General features: G+C 65.0%; 17 protein-coding genes. 6 read left to right on the forward strand and 11 right to left on the reverse strand.

Annotated elements, in window-relative coordinates:
• Positions 1-87 precede the first annotated feature (87 nt).
• Positions 88-2,187, reverse strand: a complete 2,100-nt coding sequence (locus N2605_RS36125; protein WP_260345439.1) for a S9 family peptidase — start codon at positions 2,185-2,187, stop codon at positions 88-90.
• Positions 2,188-2,499: 312 nt separating this feature from the next.
• Here N2605_RS36125 and N2605_RS36130 point away from each other — a divergent pair, with 312 nt between their 5' ends.
• Together N2605_RS36130 and N2605_RS36135 are read left to right on the forward strand one after the other, a co-directional pair.
• Positions 2,500-3,936, forward strand: coding sequence for an MBOAT family O-acyltransferase (locus tag N2605_RS36130; protein WP_260345440.1), 1,437 nt, complete (start codon positions 2,500-2,502; stop codon positions 3,934-3,936).
• Positions 3,936-5,042: a hypothetical protein gene (locus tag N2605_RS36135; RefSeq protein ID WP_225190145.1), complete on the forward strand. Its 1,107-nt coding sequence runs from the start codon at positions 3,936-3,938 to the stop codon at positions 5,040-5,042. The genes N2605_RS36130 and N2605_RS36135 overlap by 1 nt, the downstream gene beginning before the upstream one ends.
• Before the next feature lie 168 nt (positions 5,043-5,210).
• On the opposite strand, the gene N2605_RS36140 is transcribed toward N2605_RS36135, so the two are convergent.
• From N2605_RS36140 to N2605_RS36150, 3 genes are all read right to left on the reverse strand, one after another.
• Positions 5,211-6,398: a pyridoxal-phosphate-dependent aminotransferase family protein gene (locus tag N2605_RS36140; RefSeq protein WP_036015923.1), complete on the reverse strand. Its 1,188-nt coding sequence runs from the start codon at positions 6,396-6,398 to the stop codon at positions 5,211-5,213.
• 102 nt (positions 6,399-6,500) lie between these two features.
• Positions 6,501-7,226 carry a thermonuclease family protein gene (locus tag N2605_RS36145; RefSeq protein ID WP_036015924.1) on the reverse strand — a complete coding sequence of 242 codons (726 nt, stop codon included), beginning with the start codon at positions 7,224-7,226 and terminating at the stop codon, positions 6,501-6,503.
• A 216-nt stretch (positions 7,227-7,442) separates the two neighbouring features.
• Positions 7,443-9,170 carry a hypothetical protein gene (locus N2605_RS36150; RefSeq protein WP_260347540.1) on the reverse strand — a complete coding sequence of 576 codons (1,728 nt, stop codon included), beginning with the start codon at positions 9,168-9,170 and terminating at the stop codon, positions 7,443-7,445.
• Between the two features lie 420 nt (positions 9,171-9,590).
• On the opposite strand from N2605_RS36150, the gene N2605_RS36155 reads away from it, so the two are divergent.
• Positions 9,591-10,439 (forward strand): caspase family protein, encoded by an 849-nt coding sequence (locus N2605_RS36155; RefSeq protein WP_036015927.1) that lies wholly within the window; start codon positions 9,591-9,593, stop codon positions 10,437-10,439.
• 117 nt (positions 10,440-10,556) lie between these two features.
• Here N2605_RS36155 and N2605_RS36160 read toward each other — a convergent pair whose 3' ends face one another.
• The 4 genes from N2605_RS36160 to N2605_RS36175 all read right to left on the reverse strand — a co-directional run bounded on the left by N2605_RS36160 (position 10,557) and on the right by N2605_RS36175 (position 13,308).
• A complete protein-coding gene (locus tag N2605_RS36160) occupies positions 10,557-11,450 on the reverse strand; it encodes an efflux RND transporter periplasmic adaptor subunit (protein ID WP_036015950.1) in 894 nt (297 codons plus the stop codon).
• Positions 11,451-11,665: 215 nt separating this feature from the next.
• Positions 11,666-11,836, reverse strand: a complete 171-nt coding sequence (locus N2605_RS36165) for a hypothetical protein (RefSeq protein WP_167361671.1) — start codon at positions 11,834-11,836, stop codon at positions 11,666-11,668.
• A gap of 68 nt (positions 11,837-11,904) precedes the next feature.
• On the reverse strand, positions 11,905-13,047 hold the full coding sequence (locus N2605_RS36170) for a lactonase family protein (protein ID WP_260345445.1): 1,143 nt from the start codon (positions 13,045-13,047) through the stop codon (positions 11,905-11,907).
• Between the two features lie 129 nt (positions 13,048-13,176).
• Complete coding sequence (locus N2605_RS36175) at positions 13,177-13,308, reverse strand: hypothetical protein (protein ID WP_260345447.1); 132 nt, start codon at positions 13,306-13,308, stop codon at positions 13,177-13,179.
• 148 nt (positions 13,309-13,456) lie between these two features.
• Between N2605_RS36175 and N2605_RS36180 the strand changes: the two genes are divergently transcribed.
• Positions 13,457-13,633, forward strand: a complete 177-nt coding sequence (locus N2605_RS36180) for a hypothetical protein (protein ID WP_225184207.1) — start codon at positions 13,457-13,459, stop codon at positions 13,631-13,633.
• A gap of 99 nt (positions 13,634-13,732) precedes the next feature.
• Positions 13,733-13,855 carry a hypothetical protein gene (locus tag N2605_RS36185; RefSeq protein ID WP_260345449.1) on the forward strand — a complete coding sequence of 41 codons (123 nt, stop codon included), beginning with the start codon at positions 13,733-13,735 and terminating at the stop codon, positions 13,853-13,855.
• 31 nt (positions 13,856-13,886) lie between these two features.
• Here the strand turns inward: N2605_RS36185 and N2605_RS36190 are convergent, their stop codons facing one another.
• On the reverse strand, positions 13,887-14,063 hold the full coding sequence (locus N2605_RS36190; protein WP_225114568.1) for a hypothetical protein: 177 nt from the start codon (positions 14,061-14,063) through the stop codon (positions 13,887-13,889).
• Positions 14,064-14,160: 97 nt separating this feature from the next.
• Here N2605_RS36190 and N2605_RS36195 point away from each other — a divergent pair, with 97 nt between their 5' ends.
• The gene (locus N2605_RS36195; RefSeq protein ID WP_260345451.1) at positions 14,161-16,341 is read left to right on the forward strand and encodes a PAS domain-containing sensor histidine kinase; all 2,181 of its coding nucleotides are present in this window, start codon (positions 14,161-14,163) and stop codon (positions 16,339-16,341) included.
• Here the strand turns inward: N2605_RS36195 and N2605_RS36200 are convergent.
• Together N2605_RS36200 and N2605_RS36205 are read right to left on the reverse strand one after the other, a co-directional pair.
• Positions 16,316-19,780: an ATP-binding protein gene (locus N2605_RS36200; protein ID WP_260345453.1), complete on the reverse strand. Its 3,465-nt coding sequence runs from the start codon at positions 19,778-19,780 to the stop codon at positions 16,316-16,318. The two genes, N2605_RS36195 and N2605_RS36200, sit on opposite strands and share 26 nt — an antisense overlap.
• Positions 19,781-20,093: 313 nt before the next feature.
• Positions 20,094-22,757 carry a bifunctional diguanylate cyclase/phosphodiesterase gene (locus tag N2605_RS36205; protein ID WP_260345455.1) on the reverse strand — a complete coding sequence of 888 codons (2,664 nt, stop codon included), beginning with the start codon at positions 22,755-22,757 and terminating at the stop codon, positions 20,094-20,096.
• Positions 22,758-22,783: the final 26 nt, after the last annotated feature.

Genomic DNA, 22,783 nt, shown 5'->3' on the forward strand with positions numbered 1-22,783 from the left:
GCCTGGATGGAGCGGAGCGTAATCCGGGAACAGTGTTGATCTCTGCGCGAATCCCGGATTGCGCTCCGCTCCATCCGGGCTACGACGTCACGCCTCCGCCATCCCCGCTGCCCACAGCGCGAACGCGTACACGATCGCGACTTCGTCGAGCCGGTCGAAGCGGCCCGAGGCGCCGCCGTGGCCGGCGCCCATGTTGGTGCGGAGCAGGACCGGGCCGCCGCCGCGCATGGTGGCGCGCAGGCGCGCGATCCATTTGGCGGGCTCCCAGTAAGTGACCCGGGGATCAGTCAGTCCGCCCATCGCCAGGATCGCCGGATAGTCCTTTGCCGCGACGTTGTCGTAAGGCGAATACGACAGGATGGTGCGGAAATCCTTCTCGCTCTCGATCGGGTTGCCCCATTCCGGCCATTCCGGCGGCGTCAGCGGCAGCGTGTCGTCGAGCATGGTGTTGAGCACGTCGACGAACGGCACCTCTGCGACGATACCGGCGAACAATTCGCCGGCGCGGTTGGCGACCGCACCCATCAGCATGCCGCCGGCCGAGCCGCCATGGCCGACGATGCGCTTGGCGCTGGTGTATTTCGCATCGATCAGCGCGCGGGCGCTGGCGGCGAAATCGTCGAACGAGTTGGTCTTCTTCTCGCGCTTGCCGTCGAGATACCAGCCCCAGCCCTTGTCGGCGCCGCCGCGGATATGGGCGATGGCATAGACGAAGCCGCGGTCGACCAGCGACAGGCGGTTGGCGCTGAACGAGGCCGGCATGGCCATGCCGTAGGAGCCGTAGCCGTAGAGCAACAGTGGCGCTGCGCCGTCGAGCTTCAGTCCGCGGCGATAGAGGATCGAGACCGGCACCTCGGCGCCGTCATACGATTTCGCCATGATGCGGGTCGTGACGTAGTCGGCCGGGTCATGGCCTGACGGAATCTCCTGCCGCTTGCGCAAGACGCGCGTGCGCTTGACCATGTGGTAATCATAGACTTCCGACGGCGTCGTCATCGACGAATAGGCAAAGCGCAGTGTCGTCGTGTCGAATTCGTAGGAGCCCATCGTATCGAGCGAATAGGCGGCCTCGTCGAAGGCGATGGCATGCTCCTCCCCGCTAGCGAGGTCGCGGATCACGACCGAGGGCAGCGCATTGGCGCGCTCCAGCCGCACCAGATGGCCGGCATAGAGATCGAGGTCGATGATGTAGATGCCGGGCCGATACGCAATCAAATCGCGCCAGTTCTTGCGCTCGGGCGCGTGAAGCGGCGCGGTGACGATCTTGAAGTCGATGGCGTCGTCGGCATTGGTGAGGATGAACAGCTCGTCGCCGCGGTCGGCCAGCGAATATTGCACGCCCTCCTCGCGCGTAGCGACCAGGCGCGGCGGCGCCTCGGGATTGGCGAGATCGATCAGCCGCTGCTCGCTAGTCTCGTGATCGCCGCCGGCGATGACGCAGAAGCGGCCGCTGGTGCTTTCATGCAGGTGGGTGAACCAGCCGGCATCCTGCTCCTCATAGACCAGCGTGTCGTCGGCTTGCTTGGTGCCGAGCTTGTGCCGCCAAACCTGCATCGGGCGGTGATTGTCGTCGAGCTTCACATAGAAGAAGCTCTTGCAGTCCGCAGCCCAGACCACGCCGCCGTCGGTCTCCTCGACGAGATCGTCGAGGTCCTTTCCCGTCGCCCAGTCGCGGACGCGGATCGAAAAATATTCCGAGCCCTTGGTGTCGGCGCTCCAGGCCTGCAGCTTGTGATCGTAGGAGTGGCGGCTGCCGCCGAACTTGAAATATTGGTGGTCCTTGGCGAGCGCGTCGCCATCGAGCACGATCTGGCCGTCGCCGCCGTCGCGCGGCATGCGGCCGAACAGCTCGTGCTGCCCGCCCTCGCGAAACCTGCGGAAATAGGAGAACGGCCCATCCGGTGACGGGACGCTGGAATCGTCCTCCTTGATCCGCCCGCGCATCTCGCGCACCAGCGTCTTCTGCAGGCCCGAGGTGTGGCCGAGCAGGCTCTCGGTGTAGGCGTTCTCCTCGTCGAGATATTTGCGGATGTCAGGATCGAGCACGGCGGGATCGCGCAGCACCTCCTGCCAGTTCGCGTCCTTCAGCCAGGCATAATCGTCAGTCACGGTGATGCCGTGCCGCGTGAAGGAATGCGGCCGGCGCGGGGCGACGGGGGGCTTCGAAGGCGTCTTGGCTTGGGTCACTCGGTCCTCGTTCAAATACGTGGCGCGGCCTCCTTCACCTCTCCCCGCCTGCGGGGAGAGGTCGGAATTTGCGACAGCAAATTCCGGGTGAGGGGGTACAGGTCTCGCTATGGTCTCATCTGTGGAGAGAGCCCCTCACCCCGACCCTCTCCCCTTAAGAACGGGGAGAGGGAGAAGAAAAAGCGGCTCGCCGTGTCCCACCTTATATCGTTCCGATTCCGCGGATTGCCAGCACGACCGCCCATGCTGCCGGGTTGTTGATCGGCCCCTTGTGTGCTTTGAGGGGCAATATCCCGCCGCCGGTCCAGCCCGATGCTGTTCAATTCCTATGCGTTCATCCTGCTGTTCCTGCCGGTCGTGCTCGCCGGCTATTTCCGGCTCGGCCGGCGCAGCAATCTGGCTCCGGTGGTCTGGCTGGCGCTGGCTTCGATCACCTTCTACGCAATCGGCAGCTGGCAGTTCGTCGCCCTTCTGCTGCTCTCGATCGCCTTCAACTACGGCGTCGGCCATCTTCTCATCGTGGCGGAGCTCACGCACCCGCAACGAAAGGCCGCACTCGCGCTCGGCGTCGTCGGCGATCTCCTCATGCTCGGCATCTTCAAATATGCCGGCTTCGTCGCGGAGAACGTCAACGCGCTGCTCGGCACGGATGTCGCGCTCCACATCCTGCTGCCGGTCGGCATCTCCTTCTACACCTTCACCCAGATCGCGTTTCTGGTCGACGCTTATCGCGGCCAGGTCGCGGCCTATGCGCTGCCGCATTACGCGCTGTTCGTGACGTACTTCCCGCATCTGATCGCGGGGCCCATCCTCCATCACAAGGACATGATCCCGCAATTCGAGCACGAGGAGACCAAGCGCCCGGACGGGCATCTCATGTTGTGCGGAATCATCATCTTCGCGATCGGCCTGTTCAAGAAGACCTGCCTTGCCCACGGCATCCAGCCGCTGGTCGCGCTCGCCTTCGAGGCGCGCTCGCCGAGCTTCGACCAGGCCTGGCTCGGCGCACTCGCCTACACCTTCCAGCTCTATTTCGACTTCTCCGGCTATTCCGACATGGCGATCGGCATCTCGCTGCTGTTCGGCATCTTCCTGCCCGTCAATTTCAACTCGCCGTACAAGGCCACCAGCATCGTCGAATTCTGGCGGCGCTGGCACATGACGCTGTCGCAATTCCTGCGCGACTATCTCTACATCCCGCTCGGCGGCAACCGCCGCGGCCGCGTGCTGCGCTACGTCAATCTGATGATCACGATGCTGTTCGGCGGGCTCTGGCACGGCGCGGCCTGGACTTTTGTCATTTGGGGCGCGCTGCATGGCGCCTATCTCTGCGTCAATCATGCCTTCAATGCCTTGGTGCCGAACGGTCCGCCGCTGATTGCACGCCCAGCTCGCATCGCCGGCGCCGTGCTGACCTTCCTCGCTGTCGTCATCGCCTGGGTGTTCTTCCGTGCCGAGAGCGTCGCCTGGGCATTGCGGGTGCTCCACGCCATGGCTGCCCCTTCGAACCTCGTGCTCGGCCGCGAGGAGATCGCGGCCCTGGTGCAAGTCGCGATCTATGCGGCGCTGGTGTGGCTGGCGCCGAACACACAAGCGCTGATGGAATACGACCACGGCAACCGCGAGGTCGGCGCGGCCTTGCGGGCAGGGCGCACGCGGCCGTTGGTGCTCTATGCGGCCTCGCTGCTGCTCGCCTTCGGCTTCCTGGGCATCCAGAGCCACAGCGAATTCATCTATTTCCGATTCTGATGCAGGGCGCATTCACCAATCTCGGGCGTCTTCTGCTGGCGAGCGTGGCCTGCGTACTGAGCGCCGCGGCGCTCACCTTCATCGTCGATCCCCTGCAGCTGTTCCGCCCCTCGCGCCTTGTCCCGGCCTTCTACTCGGAGGACACGCGCGTGCAGAATGCCGGGCTGATCAACAGCCAGCCGTTCGACACCGCCTTCATGGGCACCTCGCTTGCGATCCATTTCCGCCAGAGCGACATCGATCGCGCGCTTCGTGTCCGCTCGCTCAAGCTAGCGATGACCGGCTCCAACTCGCGTCAGCAGGCCTTCGTGCTGGAGCAGGCGATCGACCGCGGCGCAAGGCGCGTGATCTGGGAAATGGACGATTTCATCTTCATCGATGCCGCGGACATCGAGACCGACCCTTATTTGTCCGTCGATCTTTATCGCCGAACCGCCAAGGGCATCGCCTCCTATCTGTTCAGCGCGGCGATGGCGAAGGAATCGGTGTTCGCGCTGGTGCGGTCCGTCCCGCTGCTGCGGGAGCCGCTGACCCGGGCGTCGCCTTATCTGCCGGTCAAGTTCGCGCTGGCGGACATCGACGACATCTACGCCCTGCCGCGTGATTTCGACGTCGCGCGCGACTACAACACCAGAAAGACGCTCGCCGCCTTCACCTACATCACTGATCCCGTGCGCCGTCGCTTCCTCGGCGAAGGCTACAGCTACGAAGCCATGGTCCGGCATTTCGAACAGGACGCCGTCGGCCTGATCGCGCGCCACCCTGACGTGACCTTCGACATCTACTTCCCGCCCTATTCGATCCTGCAATTCGTCGCGATGCGCGATGCCTCGCCGGAGACATTGAAGATCGTCACCGCACTCACGGCGCACATTGCGCGGCGTCTGACGCAAATGCCCAACGTCCGGCTGCACGATTTCCGCGCGGTCGCGGCGGTCACGCACGATCTTAACAATTACAGCGACGTCATCCACCACTCGCCGGTCGTGGACGCGATGGTGCTGAAGTGGCTGGCAAGCGGGGAGCACCGCGTCGACCCGAAAGCGCCGCTCGCGCCGCTGAATGAGCTGAAGGCACAGGTGGAGGCGTATCGGGTGGAGCGCTGATCTTCCCCTCTCCCCTTGCGGGAGAGGGTGGCTCGCCGCATAGCGGCGAGACGGGTGAGGGGTTCTATCCGCGAGTCCTGGCAGTCGGGAATCGCGGATAGAACCCCTCATCCGGCGCTTCGCGCCACCTTCTCCCACAAGGGGAGAAGGAAGAGGCGCGCGCGCGACTTACACCGCCACCTCTTCCCCGAGATACGCGACCGCCGCCTCCAGCCCGCCCTTGCCGTGCGGGATCTTCAGCGCGTTCAGCCCGACCTCAATCACCCCGAGCGTGCCGAGCAGCATCGGCGCATTGACATGGCCCATATGGGCGATGCGGAAGGCTTGGCCGGAGAGATCGCCGATGCCGGTGCCGAGCACGACGCCGCACTTGTCCTTGCAATAGCGTTGCAGCACCGCCGGATCGTGGCCGTTGCTCATCGTCACCGTGGTCACGGTGTTGGAGCGCTCGCTGGCTTCGGCCACGTTGAATCCGAGTACCTGGCCTTCCGACCAGACCGAGACCGCGCGGCGGGCGGCTTCGCCGAGCAGGCTGTGGCGGCGGAAGGCGTTCTCCAGGCCTTCCTCGTGCAGCATGTCGATCGCTTTGCGCAACGCGAACAGCAGATGCACCGGCGCGGTGCCGGCATATTTGCGATAATTCTCGGTGCCCTCGCGCTCGCTCCAGCTCCAATAGGGCGTCGACATGTTGGCCTTCTTGTGCACCTCGAGCGCGCGCGCATTGGCGGCGACGAAGCCGAGGCCGGGCGGCGTCATCAGGCCCTTCTGCGAGCCGGACATCGCAACGTCGATGCCCCATTTGTCCATCTCGAACGGCATGCAGCCGAGCGAGGCGACGGTATCGACCATGTAGAGCGCGGGATGGCCGCTCGCCTTGATCGCCTTGCCGATCGCCTCGATGTCGTTCTGCACGCCGGAGGCCGTGTCGACCTGGACCACGACGACGGCCTTGATGCTGTGCTCCTTGTCGCGGCGCAGGCGTTCCTCGACCTCGTGCGGCCGCACCGCGCGGCGCCAATCGCCCTTGAGCACCTCGACCTCGGCGCCCATCAGCGCCGCCGCGTTGCCCCACCCGATCGCGAACCGACCGCTCTCCAGCACCAGCACCTTGTCACCGCGCGACAGGACGTTGCTCAGCGCCGCTTCCCAGGCGCCGTGACCGTTGGCGATGTAGATGTAGGACTTGCCCTTGGTCGCGAACAGCTTGGAGATGTCGCTGAGCAGGCTCTCGGTGAGATCCAGCATCTCCTGGGAGTAGATGTCGATCGCCGGACGGTGCATCGCCCGCAGCACCTCGTCGGGCATCGTGGTGGGCCCGGGGATGGCCAGAAACTCCCGGCCCGCGCGAACGGTCATTGCTGTCGGTCCTTATTGCCTGAGAACAGGATGGTGGGTCGCTGAATCATGCTTTTACGTGCCGGCGCGTCCCGAGAAAAGCGCGCAAAATGCAGGGCTGGGTTATCGCTTCGTCTCCCGGCAACCGGCCGCTTCGGCCTCCTCGACCGAGCAGAACCAGCGGGTGCCCTTGCTGATCTTCATCCTGATCTGCGTGTACCAGCGGCTGGTCGGCTGGTGAAAGATGCACTCCCCGGAGCTGTTGACGTTGCCCTTGATGGTGCAGTCCGGCGACGGCGCGACCGGCCCCGAGGCCGAAGCGAGCAGCACCGCGTGCGCGCCGTCAGGCGGCTTGGTCGCGCCGAGGATCGCGGTCTTCTTGTTGCGGACGCGCCAGTCCCACGGCGCGATGAAGGCGCCCTGCCACATCCCTGCCTTGGCCTCCCGCGCGGCCTTTTCATCGGCTTCATAGTCGCGGGACATGTGGGCGTAGGCCAGCGCCCAGCCGTTGCGCACCAGCCATTTCTGGATGTCCTCGCCGCCGACCTCGCAGCGCGCCACGGTGCGGCCGCGCCGGTCGACCGATCTCGGGCGGCAGACCCAAGTCTTGCCCTCGGCGTATCTGGCGAGCTCATCGCGGGCCGCGACGCCGCAAGTCCAGCGCTCGGACTTGGTGTTAAGGCAGAGCTGGTCGATTGCAGGCGCGTCGATGCCGCCGAGCCGGATCCGCGTGGTGCCGATCACCACCGCATCGCCAGCGCGGACCTTTGCCGTGCCGGTGATCTCGGCGGCATCCGCCAGCGAAGGGATGGCGAACAAAGACAGCGCAATCAGGACCTTTCGCAACATGCCCGTCCAGTTGTGATGAAAATCTCGATAGACGGCGCAATTGTGGTCGGCTTTTGGCCGCGCGGCCAGCGCATGCCGAACAGATAGGCTTTCAACTTCCTGTCATTTTGCGACAGTCTCGTAGGGTGGGTTAGCCGAAGGCGTAACCCACCACTGTTCGTATCCGCGGAGGTTAGATGGTGGATTACGCTTCGCTAATCCACCCTACGAGACCCCTCACCCTCGCGCCATCGCCCGCTTCGCCACCGCCAGCCCCATCAGCACGAACGCCGAGGTCACCTCCGGGCCACCGACCAGGATCCGCGTCGGCGTCTTCATCTTGTTCCATTCATAGGCGCGGAACGGGCCGCGGCGGCCGCCTTCACCGAGCCCGGCGACGATCACGTTCAGCGCCGGTGCGAAGGCGCGCGGGTCGGCGCCGAGATGGCCGAGCGCGATCAGCGCCAGCGCGGCGTCGAACACGTTCATCTCGGCCGCCATCAGCTCGCCCTTGACGTAGGACAGCACGCGATGGCGGATGAAATCGAAATCGCCGGCGGGATCGATCGCGGCCTGCGCCGCCAGCGGCAGCGCCAGGAAGGCGGCATAGCAGCGGCCGAAATAGGCGCTGTAGAGCTCCGGCAGATAATAGATGTGCGAGCGCGGATTGGCGAAGGCGCCGCTGGCGGCCAGCCGCTTCTGAAAGCCGATGATCCGGTGCAATGTTGCAAGCCGCGACGGCGTCTCCAGCACCTTCCAGCGCTCAAGGTTGCGGAAGCTTACCTCGAGAATGTCGAGATTGAGCGTCGGATCGAGATCGTTGCCGTAAGGGCGCTCGCCCTTGAGATTGTCGATCCAGGTCGCAACCCCGCCCTCATAGTCGATATTGTCGTTGAGCGGCACGGTCACGCGCGGTTCGTTGACGCCGGCGCGCACCTGATAGCCCGCATAGAAGTCCAGGAGCGGCTGGTCGATGATCGCGTCGGTACAGCCGGCCTGCGTCGCCGCGGAGATCGAGCAGGCCGTGGTGTCGCAATCCGGCACGTAGATGCCGAAACCGAGGTCCTGCTTGATCTGCGCGAAGTAACGGGAGAAGCGCGGATGCGGCGCCGGCGCCAGTGCGGTGACGACGTTGAAGCGCGCGCCGCCCAAGCCCTCGACCTCCTCGCGACTGATGTTGACGCAGAAATCGACCATGTCGGCGATCGCGCGCTCCGCCGCGACCTTGTCGGCCGGGGAGGCGAGCCCGGTCTCGACGAAGCTGAGCAGGGCCTCGATGAAGAACGCGTCGTAATAGGCCGAGCGGTGGCGGATCTGCACCGGCTCCCACATCGGCTCGGCAATGCCTTTCCAGGGCGGATTGACCACGGCGCGCGCGGGCGAGCGCGCAATGAAGACGCGGGCGAGGTTGAACAGCAGCGAGGAATTCTTGTAGCCGCGCGCGTTGAGGCCCGTGAGCGCCATGATCAGCTCGCGGCCGCGGACATCAGCATCGCCGATCAGGTTGAAGGCGGCGTAGGTCGGCAGGAAGCCGTTGCGGCGGTACGAGCCGAGCAGATGCTGCGCGCAATCGCGGATCACGCCGTCGATCTCAGCGCTCTGCGGCATGGTGGCGGTGAACGGCACCGGCGGCGGCTTGGGGTGGTCGAGCGCGATGCTGTCGACGAGATCGGCGATCGGCTGCCCGACCGCCGCCCAGTCGGGCTCGGCCTCGTCGCGGGCCTGGGCGAGGGCCGCGCGCAGCCGCGTCAGCATCCCCTCGTCGCGCAGCTCGGGCAGGCCGGCGCGGCGGAGCAGGATCCGCAGCGCGGGATTGCCGAGGGCGGTCCTGTAGAATTTGGCGAGATGCGGATCGCCGCTGGCCGTATCCGACAATACGGGATCGCAGACGTCGTAAAGCGAGGGGCCGTCCTTCCGCGCCGTCAGCGCCCGGCAGGCGGCGCCGGCAAAATAATGAAAGCTCATGAAATACCTGGTCGCGGGGGCCTTGGTCGGGGACATCAGGCACGCTGCCATCTGCGCGCCACCCCCTGCAAGTCGTTGAAAAAGCTACCCGGATTCGCGGGAAAAACAAATGTGATGGAAGTCACGGAAAAGCCGGCACGAAGGCTGCATGATCGCTCCCCGGAAGGCTACGGGGAAGCCGTAAAGGCGGCAATTTGTATCGGAGAATTATCAAGTATATTCAGACGCTTAGTTCAAATTTTGAGCAATCTATTGCCCCAGGGCCTATATCCGGTTAAGGGTTTGTTTGGTGCGGCGCCGCAAATTGCGCGCAATTCGGGGTCACATCCCCGGCCAATCCCTCAAACCTAAAGACGCTATCGCGCTACTCAAACAGTGTGCGCGCGCTTGTTAGGTCTTTGGCACAGGAAACGAAGCGAGATGAATCTAAAGCAGCTCGACCTTTCCAGACGTACGATCGCCCTCGCCGCGGCCCTCATCGGCACGGTGTCGCTGGTGATCGGCGCCCATGCTGCTCTCAACATGCGTGCGATCGATGCCGCCAAGGCGGTCTCGACCGACCAGATCACTGGTTCGATCGGCCAGAGCTCGCGCCTCGCGCTCGTCATCGGCAATGGACATTACCCCGACGCCAGCGCGCCGCTGACGCAGTCGATCAACGACGCCCGTGCGCTGTCCTCGTCCCTGCGCAAGAACGGCTTCGACGTCGACATGGTGGAAGATGCGACCCGCGACGACATGGTCCGCGCCGTGAGCCGCCTGAAGTCGCGGATCACCCGCGACAGCGTCGTCATGCTGTTCTTCGGCGGCTACGGCGTGCAGGCCGGCCGCGAGAGCTACATGCTGCCGGTCGATGCCGTGATCTGGAAGGAAAAGGACGTCCGCCGCCAAGGCGTGTCGATCGAGGGCGTGCTCGAGATGATGAAGGAGCAGGGCGCCAAGGCCAAGCTCGTCGTGGTCGACGCCTCCCGCCGCAATCCCTACGAGCGCCGCTTCCGCTCCTACAGCCACGGTCTCGCGCCGATCAGCGCGTCCGACAATGCGCTCATCCTCACCTCCGCCTCGCCCGGCAAGGTCGTCGACGACGGGAAGGGCGAGCACAGCGTGCTGGTCAGCGAGTTCCTCAACAACCTCAGCAAGCCCGGCAGCGCCGAGAGCGTCTTCAACAAGACCCGCCTCGCCATCTCCCGCGCCAGCGAAGGCGACCAGGTCCCGACCGTATCGTCGTCGCTGCTCGAAGACGTCCGTTTCGGCGAAGCCGGCGGTTAGTTCGCGGCTCTTGTAGGGTGGATTAGCCGAAGGCGTAATCCACCGCTTCTCTCGCGTCAGCTTGGAAAGCAAAGAGGTGGGTTACGCCTTCGGCTAACCCACCCTACGACGTTGCTCCTACTTCGCCGCTTCCGCGCTCGCCATCACGGGACGCACCGGATCGCCTTCGCGCAGCAAGGCACCGGCGCGGGCGACGACGACGTCGCCCTCGCTGAGGCCGTCGCGGACCTCGATATTGCCGCCGGACATCAAGCCGACCTCGACACGCTTGGTCTCGACGCGGTTGCGGCGGATCACCTGCACCACGGTGCCGGCGGACGAATATTGCACGGCGGTCAGCGGCACCGCCACGTTGCAGCTCTGCCCGGTCTTGATCAGCGCGCGCCCGCTCCCATTCAGCAGCAGCCGCTTCTGCGAGGAGATGCCGATGTAGACCATGCCCTGCTGGATGTTCGGCTCGACGGTCGGTCCGATGCGGCGCACCTTGCCGCTGATGTCGCCGCCACCTGGGATCCGCACGGTGGCCTGCTGATTGACCGCGAGCTTGCGCACATCGGTGGTGGCCACGAGGCCGACGAGGTCGTACTCGCTGCGCGCCACGATCGTGAACAGCGCCTCGCCCTTGGCCGAGGCGAAGTTGCCGATCTGCGCGGTCGAGGTCGCGATCACCCCCGCCACGGGCGCGGTGACCTGAAGCGTGCCGCCTTCGGGCAGCGCCAGCCGGGCCAGCACCTGGCCGGCGGTGGTGGTGTCGCCGGCTTCCGCCAGCACGTCCGTGACCTTCAGGCCGGGCCGCTCGGGCCGCACCGAGGTTTCCTCACGCGCGATGATCGTGCCGGTGGCTTCGACGACGTCGGAGAAGCAGGATTTCGCGACCTTCAGCACCGTGACCGCCGGCCCCTTCGGCGCGTCGTCATCGGCGGCACCGGCCGGATGGGGGCTGAGGACGAGCAGGCCGGCGACGGCTGCGGGGCACAGGTTTCGAACAACGGCGCGGGGCAAATGACGCATCGGAAATTCCAATTGGGTAAATTCCACTTGGGCTATGCCTCCAATCGATAGCAGATGGCCGCCGCCCGCACTACGGCCGCGTCGTCCCGAATCAGGACGCGCCGTGCCGCCGCCGGCAGTCGCGGCAAGCAAGTCTTTGACAAGCAAGTCTTTGATGAGTCGCGGGATTGGAGAACAGGTTCGCTCCGAAGAGCTCGAGTCGCGCGCGGCGGGCGTCAGCGGCGCCGCTCACCCACCGGCTTGCCGCTGGCCCGCTCGATCAGATGCAGCCGCGTGCAGGCCGGACACGACACCGACACGTGCGTGCGATCGCTCGGCTCGTCGGTAAGCCGATGCTGCACGTTCAGGCCCGTCTGGGGGCATTTGAAGACAATCTGCCGGTCCATGACCGAGATATGACGCCAAGCCGGGCCTCGCGAAATTACGGATGTTTACGTAGGTCGGCGACGGCTCCTCACGGCAGTTTCAGGAACTCGACCCAGTTCGGTTTCTTGCCGGTGGGGTAGGATTTCAGCTTGGTCAGCGCGCCGCTGCCCTGGTCGATGGCATGAACCGTCATGCTGTCGGAGAGCTCGCCGACCGCGGCGAGATAGCGGCCGCTGGGATCGACCTGAAAGCCGCGCGGTTGCTTCTCGGTCGGCACGCTGCCGATCGTGGTCAGCTTGCCGCTCGAGCCATCGACCCTGTAGGCGGTGAGCGTGCTGGTGGTGCGCTCGGAAGCGTAGAGGAAGCGGCCGTCCGGCGTGATGTGGATGTCGGCCGCCCAAGGTTTCTTATTAGGCTCTTTTCCCGAAAACCCTTCCGGCAGCGCGGTGGTGCGCTGGATCTCGTCCCACGCGCCGCTCCTGGCTTCATAAGTGAAGGCCGCGACGTCGCCGTTCAGCTCGTGGAGGAGATAGACGAACTTGCCGCCGGGATGAAACACGAAGTGCCGCGGCCCCGATTTCTCCGGCACCTTGCGCCCCGGCGGGTCGTTCGGCGTCAGCGTGCCGGTCGTGGCATCGAATGCGAAGGCCAGCACCTGATCGGAGCCGAGATTGGTCGCGAACGCGAAGCGGTTGTCGGGCGAGGGCAGGAAGGCGTGGGCGTTCAGCCCGGTCGGGATCACCTGCTTGGGCTCGCCGGCGAGGCCGTTGCCAAGCAGCGGATTCAGCGCGACCTTGTTGCCGCCATAGGAGGCGCTGAGCAGGAACTTGCCGCTGCGGTCGATGGCGATATGGGCCATGCTGTCGGCGAGCGGTCCGTTGCCGAGATGGTCGAGCTCGCCCGTCCTGGGATCGATCGCAAAGCTCACCGCGAGAGTGGGCTGCGATCGGATTCCGGCAATCAGCGTACGGTGATCGGGCGTGATCGCGAGCGGTGTCGAGGAGCCCGGCTTTTCGACGCCCTTGAAGGCGGCCGTCTGCACGAGCGTCATCTCGCCGCTCTCGCTCATCTTGAACACGCTGATGTCGTTGCTGTCGGCATTGCCGACATAGGCGAAGGTTTCGGCCATACCGGCACGGACTCCAGAAATGAGGGTAAGCGAAGCGAACAGGGCGGCGGCGATCGCAGCGCGTGGCGCGCGCGATGCGATGCGTCGGATCGGTCTCGACATGGGCTCCTCCTGAAAGCTGGCTCGCGGTATTATCGTTTTTGCCGCGAGCATAGCGGGCGGAGCGACGCCGCACCAAAATCCAATGGGGATCGATCGATGCCGAAATCGCATCGGTCGCGGGATGCCGGGTCAGCGCGCCGCTGCGGTTCGGGAGGGCAGACGCAACCCGGACGGCTGGTCCGGCGGCCCGAGCATAGTCCACACGGTGATCGCGACCAGGGCGGAGGTCATGAGGGTCCAGAGGATGAGTCGTTTTCGCATCAGGCCAATCCATCGGTGCAAGCCGCGAGGCCAAGGGCCGCGTCAGCGATCCTGCACTGCAAAGAGCGGCGGTTCTATGAGGCCGTTCACAGGGCGAAAACGGCCGATGCTGTCGCGAACCAATGCGCTGCGAACGCATTGAACCGACATGTCCCGCGCAAACGATCTCGAAGGCAAGCCCGACATGGGCGGCAAGCATGGCGGCCAAGCCGGCCAGCCCAAGCTTCCGCCGCGCCCGCGCGAGGGCGAGCGCGATGCGGATGTCGTGGCAAAGCGCCACACCGGCCAAACCGATCGGGCGGCGCCGCCGACCAAACCAAAATAGTTCCTTGCCGCCGCCCTCGCGGCAGGCCCCGCGCCGGGAACGGCGGCATCGCTCTGCCGTTAGCTCGGGGCGTGAGAGAGGGAAAAGGGAGGCTGGCTCGTGTTTTGGATCTGTTGGAACACCGCCTGGTCGCTGATCATCAGCGGCATCATGGTCGCCACCATCGTCAGCCACCCCGACGCCGAATTCGCCGAAGTGCGGGCGGCCCGACAATCGATGTGAGCTTCTCTTACCTTGCCGAGCCCGTTCCGGATCACGTCATGCTGCCGGGCATGAAGCAGCGGATCTTGGGGCGGCCGTTGACGTAATAGGGCCAGACCATGGTGCGTCCGTCGTCGAGCGCCGTGCCGTCGGCGTCGGCACAACAGGGGTGAGGCCCGACTGTCGAAGCGCCGCTCGCGGACGCTTTGACCGCACTCGGCGCCGCCAAGTCTCAACCAGCGGTTGGCGGGCCTTGGAACGCTCTGGGCTTCGATGCGTTCAAGCTGATTGCGTAGGCGCCCGCCTGCGGCACGTCGGGGCTAAGTATGTCGAATGTCGAGGAATTTCCGCTCTCTGCCCGCAAGCTGACCGAGTTCGAGGCCCTGGTGGCGGCGGCTCCGGGTGCGCTCGAGGCCATTCCGGGCGCGGTCTATGTCTGCGATAGCGAAGGCGGGCTCGTGACCTACAACCGCGAAGCCGCGGAGTTGTGGGGCAGAACTCCAGAGCTTGGTTCCGTCGAGAAGTTCTGCGGGTCCCATCGTCTCTACAGGATGGACGGCACCGTGCTTCCGCATTCGGAGTGCCCCATGGCCAATGCGGTCCGGCTCGGTCTTCCCACGCGCAACACGGAGGTCACCATCGAACGGCCGAACGGCTCGCGGATCACAGCGCTCGTCAACATCCGTCCCCTGCGCGATCACGCCGGGCGCATCCAGGGCGCAATCAACTGCTTTCAGGACGTTTCAGATCGCAAGAAGATCGAGGAAGAGGTTCGTGCAAAGACCAAGGATCTCGAGGACTTCTTCGAGAACAGTGCGGTCGGGCTCCATATCGTGGGTGGCGACGGCATCATTCGCAGGGCCAATCAGGCCGAGCTCGATCTGCTGGGCTACAGCGCCGAAGAGTATATCGGTCACCATGTGGCCGAATTTCACGCGGACGCCCCCGTCATCGGCGACATTCTCCACCGACTGTCCTGCGGCGAAAGGCTGGACCGTTATCCTGCCCGCCTGCGCGCGAAGGACGGCTCGATCAAGCACGTACTGATCACCTCCAACAGTCGTGTCGAGGACGGCAAGTTCGTCAGCACGCGCTGCTTTACAACTGACGTCACCGGGCTGCGCGTGGCCGAGCTGGCGCGCGAGGCGAGCGAGACTCGCCTCGCTGCAACCTACCAAGCGGCCAAGGTCGGCATCGCCGAGGCCGATGAACATGGGCGGCTGCTCCGGGTCAACGATTATCTGAGCGAGATCACCGGGAGATCCCGTGAGGAGCTGCTGGGGATGAGCTTTTCCGACTATACTCATCCCGAAGATTGCGCCGCGGATCTTGCCCTCTATGAGCAACAGGTCCGTGGCGAGATTCCAAGCTACACCTGCCGCAAGCGCGCCCTGCGCCCCGACGGCAGCGTGCGTTATCTCGAGATCTTCAGCTCTTCGGTCACGGACAGCGCGGGACGCTTCCGCTACGGCGTTCGCGTCAGTCACGACGTCACGGAAGCCAAGCGATTGCAGGATCGGATTCGCGAGAGCGAGCAGCATATGCGCGATCTGCTCGAGGCGCTGCCCGCCGCACTCTACACCACCGACGCAAACGGCCGCATCACCTTCTACAACAAGACCGCCGTCGAGATGGCCGGGCGCACGCCGCTGCCCGGCGACGAATGGTGCGTGACCTGGAAGCTCTATTGGCCCGACGGCACGCCTCTGCCGCACGACCAATGTCCGATGGCGATCGCGCTCCGGGAGGGTCGGCCCGTGCGTGGAGTGGAGGCTGTCGCGGAGCGACCGGACGGCACGCGCGTGCCGTTCATTCCCTATCCGACGCCGCTATTCGATTCGGGGGGCAGGCTGATCGGTGCAGTCAACATGCTGGTCGACATCACCGAACGCAAGCGCGCGGAAATGGCGCAAACCCTCCTGATTGATGAGCTCAATCATCGCGTCAAGAATACCCTGGCGATGGTGCAATCGCTCGCCGGCCAGACCGCGCGCCATACCAGCAGTCTGGACGACTTCAATCGAACCTTCGAGGGCCGGTTGCTGGCGCTCTCTCGTGCGCATGATCTCTTGACCGAGCGCAAGTGGCAGGACGCTCCGCTCCAGCGGCTCGTCGAGGACATCACGGCGGCTGTTGCGGAGGATGGCCGGATCAGGATGGAAGGTCCACCCGTCGCGCTCAATGCGCGCTCGGCGCTCAGCTTTACGATGGTTCTCAACGAGCTCCTGACCAACGCGACGAAGTACGGTGCCTTGTCGGCGCCGGATGGGACGCTCTTGATGCGATGGAGCCTGCGGAATGCCGGGCACGGCACCATTCTCGATTATGAATGGGTGGAATCCGGCGGCCCGAAAGTCACGCCGCCCATGCGCCGCGGCTTCGGCACGCGGCTGATGGAGCGCTGTGTCGAGGCGGACCTCGGCGGCGAGTTCGATCTCGCCTTCGAACCGGGCGGCGTGCGATGTCGCATGTCGATGCCGGTCACGGGCACTGTCGGATCGAATTGATTCGCGCGATCCATGGCTGATCTCTGGATGACAGCATATCGAGCTCGCTTGCGAGCGCGATGGCTTCTTTCACGTCCGGCGTGACGAGCCCTTCACGGAGCCTGCCGACAACAGGCACAAGCAGGTCCACCGCCTGCTCAAGCTTGTCGGAATCTCGCCAGAGGCGGGCCAGGCTGACGGCTGTCCGCAGCTCCCACGAGCGGGCATTTTGTCCGCGCGCGACTTCCAGCGACTGCACGAACAATTCCTCGGAGTCGGCCGCTGGTCCGGCATGGGCCCGGATGAACTCCCCTTGCAGGCGGTAGATCTCCGCCAGATAGAAGTGATCGCCCGTCCTCTTCGCGACCGTCAAGGCACCATCGAGCGCGCGCAAGGCCGCTTCCGACAGACCGGCCCTCGCATAGCCTTGCGCGAGGAGGCATCTGAACCAGCAACTGGCGAGCCAGGAATTCTGCGCCTCATAACCCTCGACGCCCGTGCGCATTTCGCTCAGACCTGCATCCATGTCCCCGAGCTCGGTCAGCGCCCATCCATGCAGAATGGTGGCCTGTTGCTTCCAATGCAGAAAGCCGTGTTGCGATGAAATGGTCATCGCGCGGCTGGCATAATCTCTGGTGCCCGTGACGTCGCGCAGATGCTGACAAAGGTACGCGCCAAACACTTGCGCGAATGCCAGCGTAAAAGGATGGCGCATTTGCTCGGCATCGGAAATCGCCTGCTCGCTGTGCTGCCGCGCGGTGTCGGGCTGCCCCAGGAACCATAGCAGGTATCCGAGGTACGACATCGACATGACGCCTGGATTGAGGAGCCTTTCCGCCGAACCGCGATGCAGAACCGGATCATCGAGTTCGATGGAGCGACGAAGATGATGTTGCGCCGCCAGAAACCGCCCGCGGTAAAGCATGGTGGCCGCGATCGACCTGTGGGCCTCCACCAGGTACAGGGTCTGCTTCGACAGCAACTCGCTCGGACGTTCCCGTTTGGCGAATTTCAGGAGTGCGGCACTCAGACCGTGCGCCTTGGTCAGGTCAGCCCGAATGAAGTGGTGCATCCAAAGGCCTCTTATCGCCGCTAGCACCTTGTCTTCATCATCGAGCTGCCGTCCGAGCTCGAGGCCTCGGGCAAAATTGTCTTCCACCTCCTGTGTGCCGTAACCTTTGGCAGCGATCAGCGCGTTACCCAGCGCAATGCGAAGCTCCAGCTCCATTTCATCGCGGTCGGGCATCTCGGGACTGCCGAGGACGACCGCTAGGCCACGGCGCAGGTGGCCGATCGCTTCCAAATAGGCTCCCAACCTTGCGGCGTGCCTGCCGGCCTTGATCCAGGAAGCTGCAGCCGGCTGGCTTTGATCGGATTCGGTCAGATGATAGGCGAGCAGCTCCGGCTCGCGCTCGGTCTTTTCCGGATAGTTCTGAGCCAGCACCGACGCGATCCGCGCGTGGAGCCGTCTCCTCTCGCTGCGCAACAGGCTCGCATGCGCTGCATCCTGGATCATCACGTGCTTGAACGAGTAGAGCGCATCCGGCGGATGGCCCAGCCGGACGATCAGCCCTGCCTCCTCCAGGCGATCGAGCGCCGCCTCGATCTGGTCGGCTGGTACGGAGGCGACAGCGTTCAGCATCTCGTAGGAGAACTGCCGGCCGATGGTGGCTCCGATCTGTGCGACCCTTTTGAACGGGCCCAGCCGATCCAGACGCGCCATCAGCGAATCCATCAGCGTCGCCGGGATTGCCAGCGGTCGCCACGAACCGGAGAGCACATAGTTTCCGCGTTCCTCGGTCAGAAGGTCGCTTTCGAGAACGGCTTTGGTCAGCTCCTCGACGAACAGCGGCACGCCGTCGGTCTTGACGATGATGTCCTCGACGACCTCCTTCGGCATTTTGCGGCTGCCGGCAACCCGCTCGACCAAGGTTGTCCGCTGCTGCCGGCTCAGCCTGTTCAGCACCAGCGTCGTGATGTGAGAGTGAGCGCTCCAGCTCGGCTTGAATTCGGAACGGCAGGTGATGACGACGAGAATGGGCGTGTACTGGACCCGCTCCACCAGCAGATCGATGACCTCCCGGGATGTCGGATCGATCCAATGGGCGTCCTCGAAGGCGATCACCAGCGGCTGATCGTGCGCGAGGCCCAGGAGATGATTGATGAGGGCGGAGACGATGGCGTCCTTTTGCTGCTGCGGCGACAGATCGAGCCGAGGATAGCGACCTCCGGTCGGGATCGACAGCAGCGCCGCAAAGAGCGGCGTCATCCGCTCGATGTCGCCGTGCGCGGCCGCAACGGTCCGCTCGAGACTCGACAGAGACGAGGCCGAAGCATCGTCGCGGTCGAGGCCCAGGGAAAATTTGAGCTGCTCGATGAAGGGATGGAACGCCGTCGAGCTGTAGTAGGGCGAACACTGGAACGAGACATGCCCGTGCCGATCCCCCGCAATCCGCACGAAGATTTCCTGGACGATGCGCGACTTGCCAATGCCCGGCTCCCCGAACAGCACCACGACCTGGCCGTCGCCCGCCTTGGCCTGCTCCCAGCGGCCGAGCAGAACCGTGATCTCGTCGTCGCGATTGACGAGTGGCGTCAGCCGGGAGCCGATGGCTGCGGCAAAGCGGGTCTCCACGCGCGACGGCCGAACCACATGCCACGCCTGTGTTCTCCCGGCTATGCCCTTGAGTGCATGGACCCCGAGATTGCGATAGTCGAACTTTCCCTTCAACAGCGACTGCGTCGACGACGAGATGACCACCCCGTTCGGCGGCGCCAGGCCCTGCAATCGCGCCGCCAGATTGACGGTCCCGCCGACCGCGGAATCGCGCTCCTCGGTCCCCTGGCCGACCAAGTCGCCCACGACCACCAGTCCCGTCGCGATGCCGATCCGGACGGCGGGCGCATGGCTGAGTGCACCCAGCGGCTCGATCGCAGGCGCGGTCGACAATGTCCGCACGATCTCGAGACCAGCCCGCACCGCTCGCTCGGCATCGTCCTCATGCGCCTTCGGGTAGCCGAAATAGACCAGGATGCCGTCGCCGACGAAGCGGGCGGCAAATCCTTCATAGTGTTTGACCACACCCACGCAGGTTTCGCGAAAGCTCGCGATCATGTCACGCACGTCCTCGGGATCGAACTGTGCGGAGAGCGCGGTGGAATCGACCATGTCGCAGAACATCGTGGTGAGCTGGCGACGTTCCGCAACGATTGCCGTAGCGGGCAATGTGTGGCCCGCGGCTGGCGCGGCCATTCCGGAAAGGGACGCCGTTGCACGCTGAAGCCGCTTGCGGTCTCCGAGCGGCAGTCCAATCTGTGCCAGATCCGGTTCGGTCAGGTGGGGCAGGATGTCGAGATCGATGCGATGGCGGACGAAGAGGTCCGTGTATTGGCTGAGCCCAACGCTTTCAAGCCAGTGTCTCAGACGCTCCGTCCCCGTCCTCGACTCATCATTCGGCATGCGGAAATCCCTGGTTCAAATTGCGCCGAGCGGCTCGGAAATGCCTGTGGTTTGCGCTTGGATGGGACTCGATGCGACTCTTCGTTGCGGCGGCCAATGGAGGCAAATCATCGGCATTTGGAGCGTTTCTTGCCCGCGTCCCGAAAATGAGGCGGATCGGCGGCTCACCATTTCGACGAGCCAGGTGCGCAGAATTCAATGAATTGATAGCTGTCGGTCGCTGATTGTCAAATCGCCGCACGACCTCGAACCAAACACTCAGCGGCGCCGCTTTCCTGGCAGCGGACATCCGGGCCAGACGTGGCGTCGCCGGCTAGGCCGCGACCGCCTGCGCCGCCAGCAGCTGCTTCAGCTTCGCCGCCGGTACCGCCGGGCTGAACAGCCAGCCCTGCATCTGGCTGCAGCCGAGCTGGCGCAGCACCTCGGCTTGCGCTTCGGTCTCGACGCCTTCGGCGGTGGTCGCCATATGGCGCGCGGCGGCCATGCGCACCACGGCCTGCACGATCGGCGAGGAGTCCTCGGACTGACCGATGTCGCTGATGAAGCTGCGGTCGATCTTGATCTTGTCGAACGGGAAGCGGTGCAGATAGCTGAGCGAGGAATAGCCGGTGCCGAAATCGTCGAGCGCGATGCGCACGCCGAGCTCGCGCAGCTGCTGCAGGATCGCCAGCGCCTCCTCGTCGTCGCGGATCAGCACCGTCTCGGTGATCTCGAGCTCGAGCCGGCCCGGCGCGAGCCCGGACTCCGCGAGGGCGGCGGCGACCTTGAGCGCCAGCGTGCGCGAGCGGAACTGGACCGGCGACACGTTGACCGCGATGTGAATCCGGCCCGGCCACGAGGCAGCCTCGACGCAGGCCTGCTTCAGCACCCATTCGCCGATCTCGCCGATCAGGCCGGTGTCTTCGGCGACCGGGATGAACTCCGCCGGCGAAACCATGCCGCGCTCGGGATGGCGCCAGCGCAGCAAGGCCTCGCAGCCGGTGACGACATTGGCGGTGAGGTCGACCAGCGGCTGGTAGTGCACCTCGAACTCGCCGCGTGCGAGCGCCTGGCGCAGATCGAGCTCGAGCTGGCGGCGCTGCCGCGCCTTGGCGTCGTATTCGGGCACGAACAGGCGGAAGGTGCGGCGGCCTTCCGACTTCGCCGCATACATCGCCAGATCGGCGCGCTTGAGCAGATCGTCGAGATTGTCGCCGTGATCGGGCGCGACGGCGATGCCGATGCTGGCATCGGTCGGAACCTCGTGCCCCCTGCAATCCACCGGTGCGCGCAACGCCTTGAGGATGGTTTCCGCCAGTGCCGTCAGCTCGGCCGGATCGGAGGTGCCGGCCTTGACGATGGCGAATTCGTCGCCGCCCAGCCGCGCGACCATGTCGTTGCCGCTGACGCAGGCGCGCAGGCGGTTCGCCACCTGGCGCAGCAGTTCGTCGCCGACCTCGTGTCCGAGCGAATCGTTGACACCCTTGAACTCGTCGACGTCGATATAGAGGATCGCGAACGGCTTGCCTTGCGCGAGCTCGGCGACGCGGCGTTCCAGATGTCCGCGCAGCAGCACGCGGTTGGGCAGGTCGGTGAGGGCGTCGTAATGCGCCAGATGGGCGATGCGCTCGTCGGCGCGGATACGCTCGGTGACGTCGTCATGGGTGGCGAGCCAGCCGCCGGCAGCGGCCGGCTGGTTCTTGATCTCGATCAGGCGGCCGTCGGCGGTTTCGACGATCGCGCTCTTGGTGCGGCCGACATTGCTCAGGATGTCGTCGCAATAGGCATCGATGTCGCCCTCGAACGAGCCGGTGTCCCGGCGGTGCCGGATCACGTCGCGGAAGTGGACGCCGGGCTTCACCACGGCGACCGAGAGCCCATACATCTCGATGTAGCGGCGGTTGCAGACGATCAGCCGCTCGTCCTGATCGAACATCAACAGGCCCTGCGTCATCGTGTTCATCGCGATGTCGAGCCGCTGCTTCTCGAGCGACAGGCGGTGCGTCACCTGGCGGAAGATCAGAAACAGCGTGAGCACCAACAGGCCGATCGACAGCGCGGCAATGGTGACGAAGAATTTCGTCTGCGTGCGCCAGGTCGCCAGCGTCGCATCGAGCGACTTGGTCGCGACCACGACCAGCGGCTCGCCGGTGAGCAGGCGCGAGGCGACGATGCGGTCCTTGCCGTCGATCGGGCTTGCGAGCTGGGTGGTGACGAAGGTGCGCTCGAACACCGCCATTTGCTCCGGCGTGCCGGTGCGGAAGTTCTGCCCGATCATCGCTTCGACGTGTGGAATGCGGGCGAGCAGCTGGCCGTTCTGGTGGTGCATCGCGATCGAGGAATCCTCGCCGAGCCCGGTCGAGGCGAAGAAGGATTCGAGCTGCTCGGGCGTGATCGCGCGCGAGACCAGCCCGAGGAATTCGCCATGCGGGCCGGAGATGCGCCGCGCGAACACGATCGCCGGTCCGTTGCCGAACCGGCCGGGCACGACCTCCACCTCCTCCTGTGCGGCCGGATCGTCCTTGAGACGGTTGAAATAGCCGCGATCGGCGATCGAGATATCGGCGACCGGCCATTGCCGCGACGAGTTGATCAGCACGCCCCCGGAATCGAACACATTGGCGCCGGCGACGTCGGACCAGCCGCTGGCTTTCGCGCGCAGCACCTCATGCACGGCGAGCGTGCCCATCTCGCTGCGGAAGATTTCGGCGGACTGGATGCCGTGGCTCTCGAGCTCGGCGATGATGCTCTTCTGCAGCACCGCAAAGTCCTCGAACTGCCGGTCGAAATGCCGGGCGAGCATGCGGACGGCGTTTTCAAGGCTGTCGCGACCGCTCTCGATGGCATTCTGCCGGAAACGGTCGACCGTGAGCGCGGTGCCGATGGCGGTCGCAAGCATCAGCACGAAGCCGCCGGCGATCAGCCACGTCAGCGGCGCTCCGCGCCAACGGCGGAGCAACGCGCGCGTTCGCGCGGTCCATCGGATCGATGCGCCCATCCAGCCCTCCCGTGGGATGCAAGATG

It is taken from the genome of Bradyrhizobium yuanmingense (assembly GCF_025200905.1).
Classification (GTDB): Bacteria; Pseudomonadota; Alphaproteobacteria; order Rhizobiales; family Xanthobacteraceae; genus Bradyrhizobium; species Bradyrhizobium yuanmingense.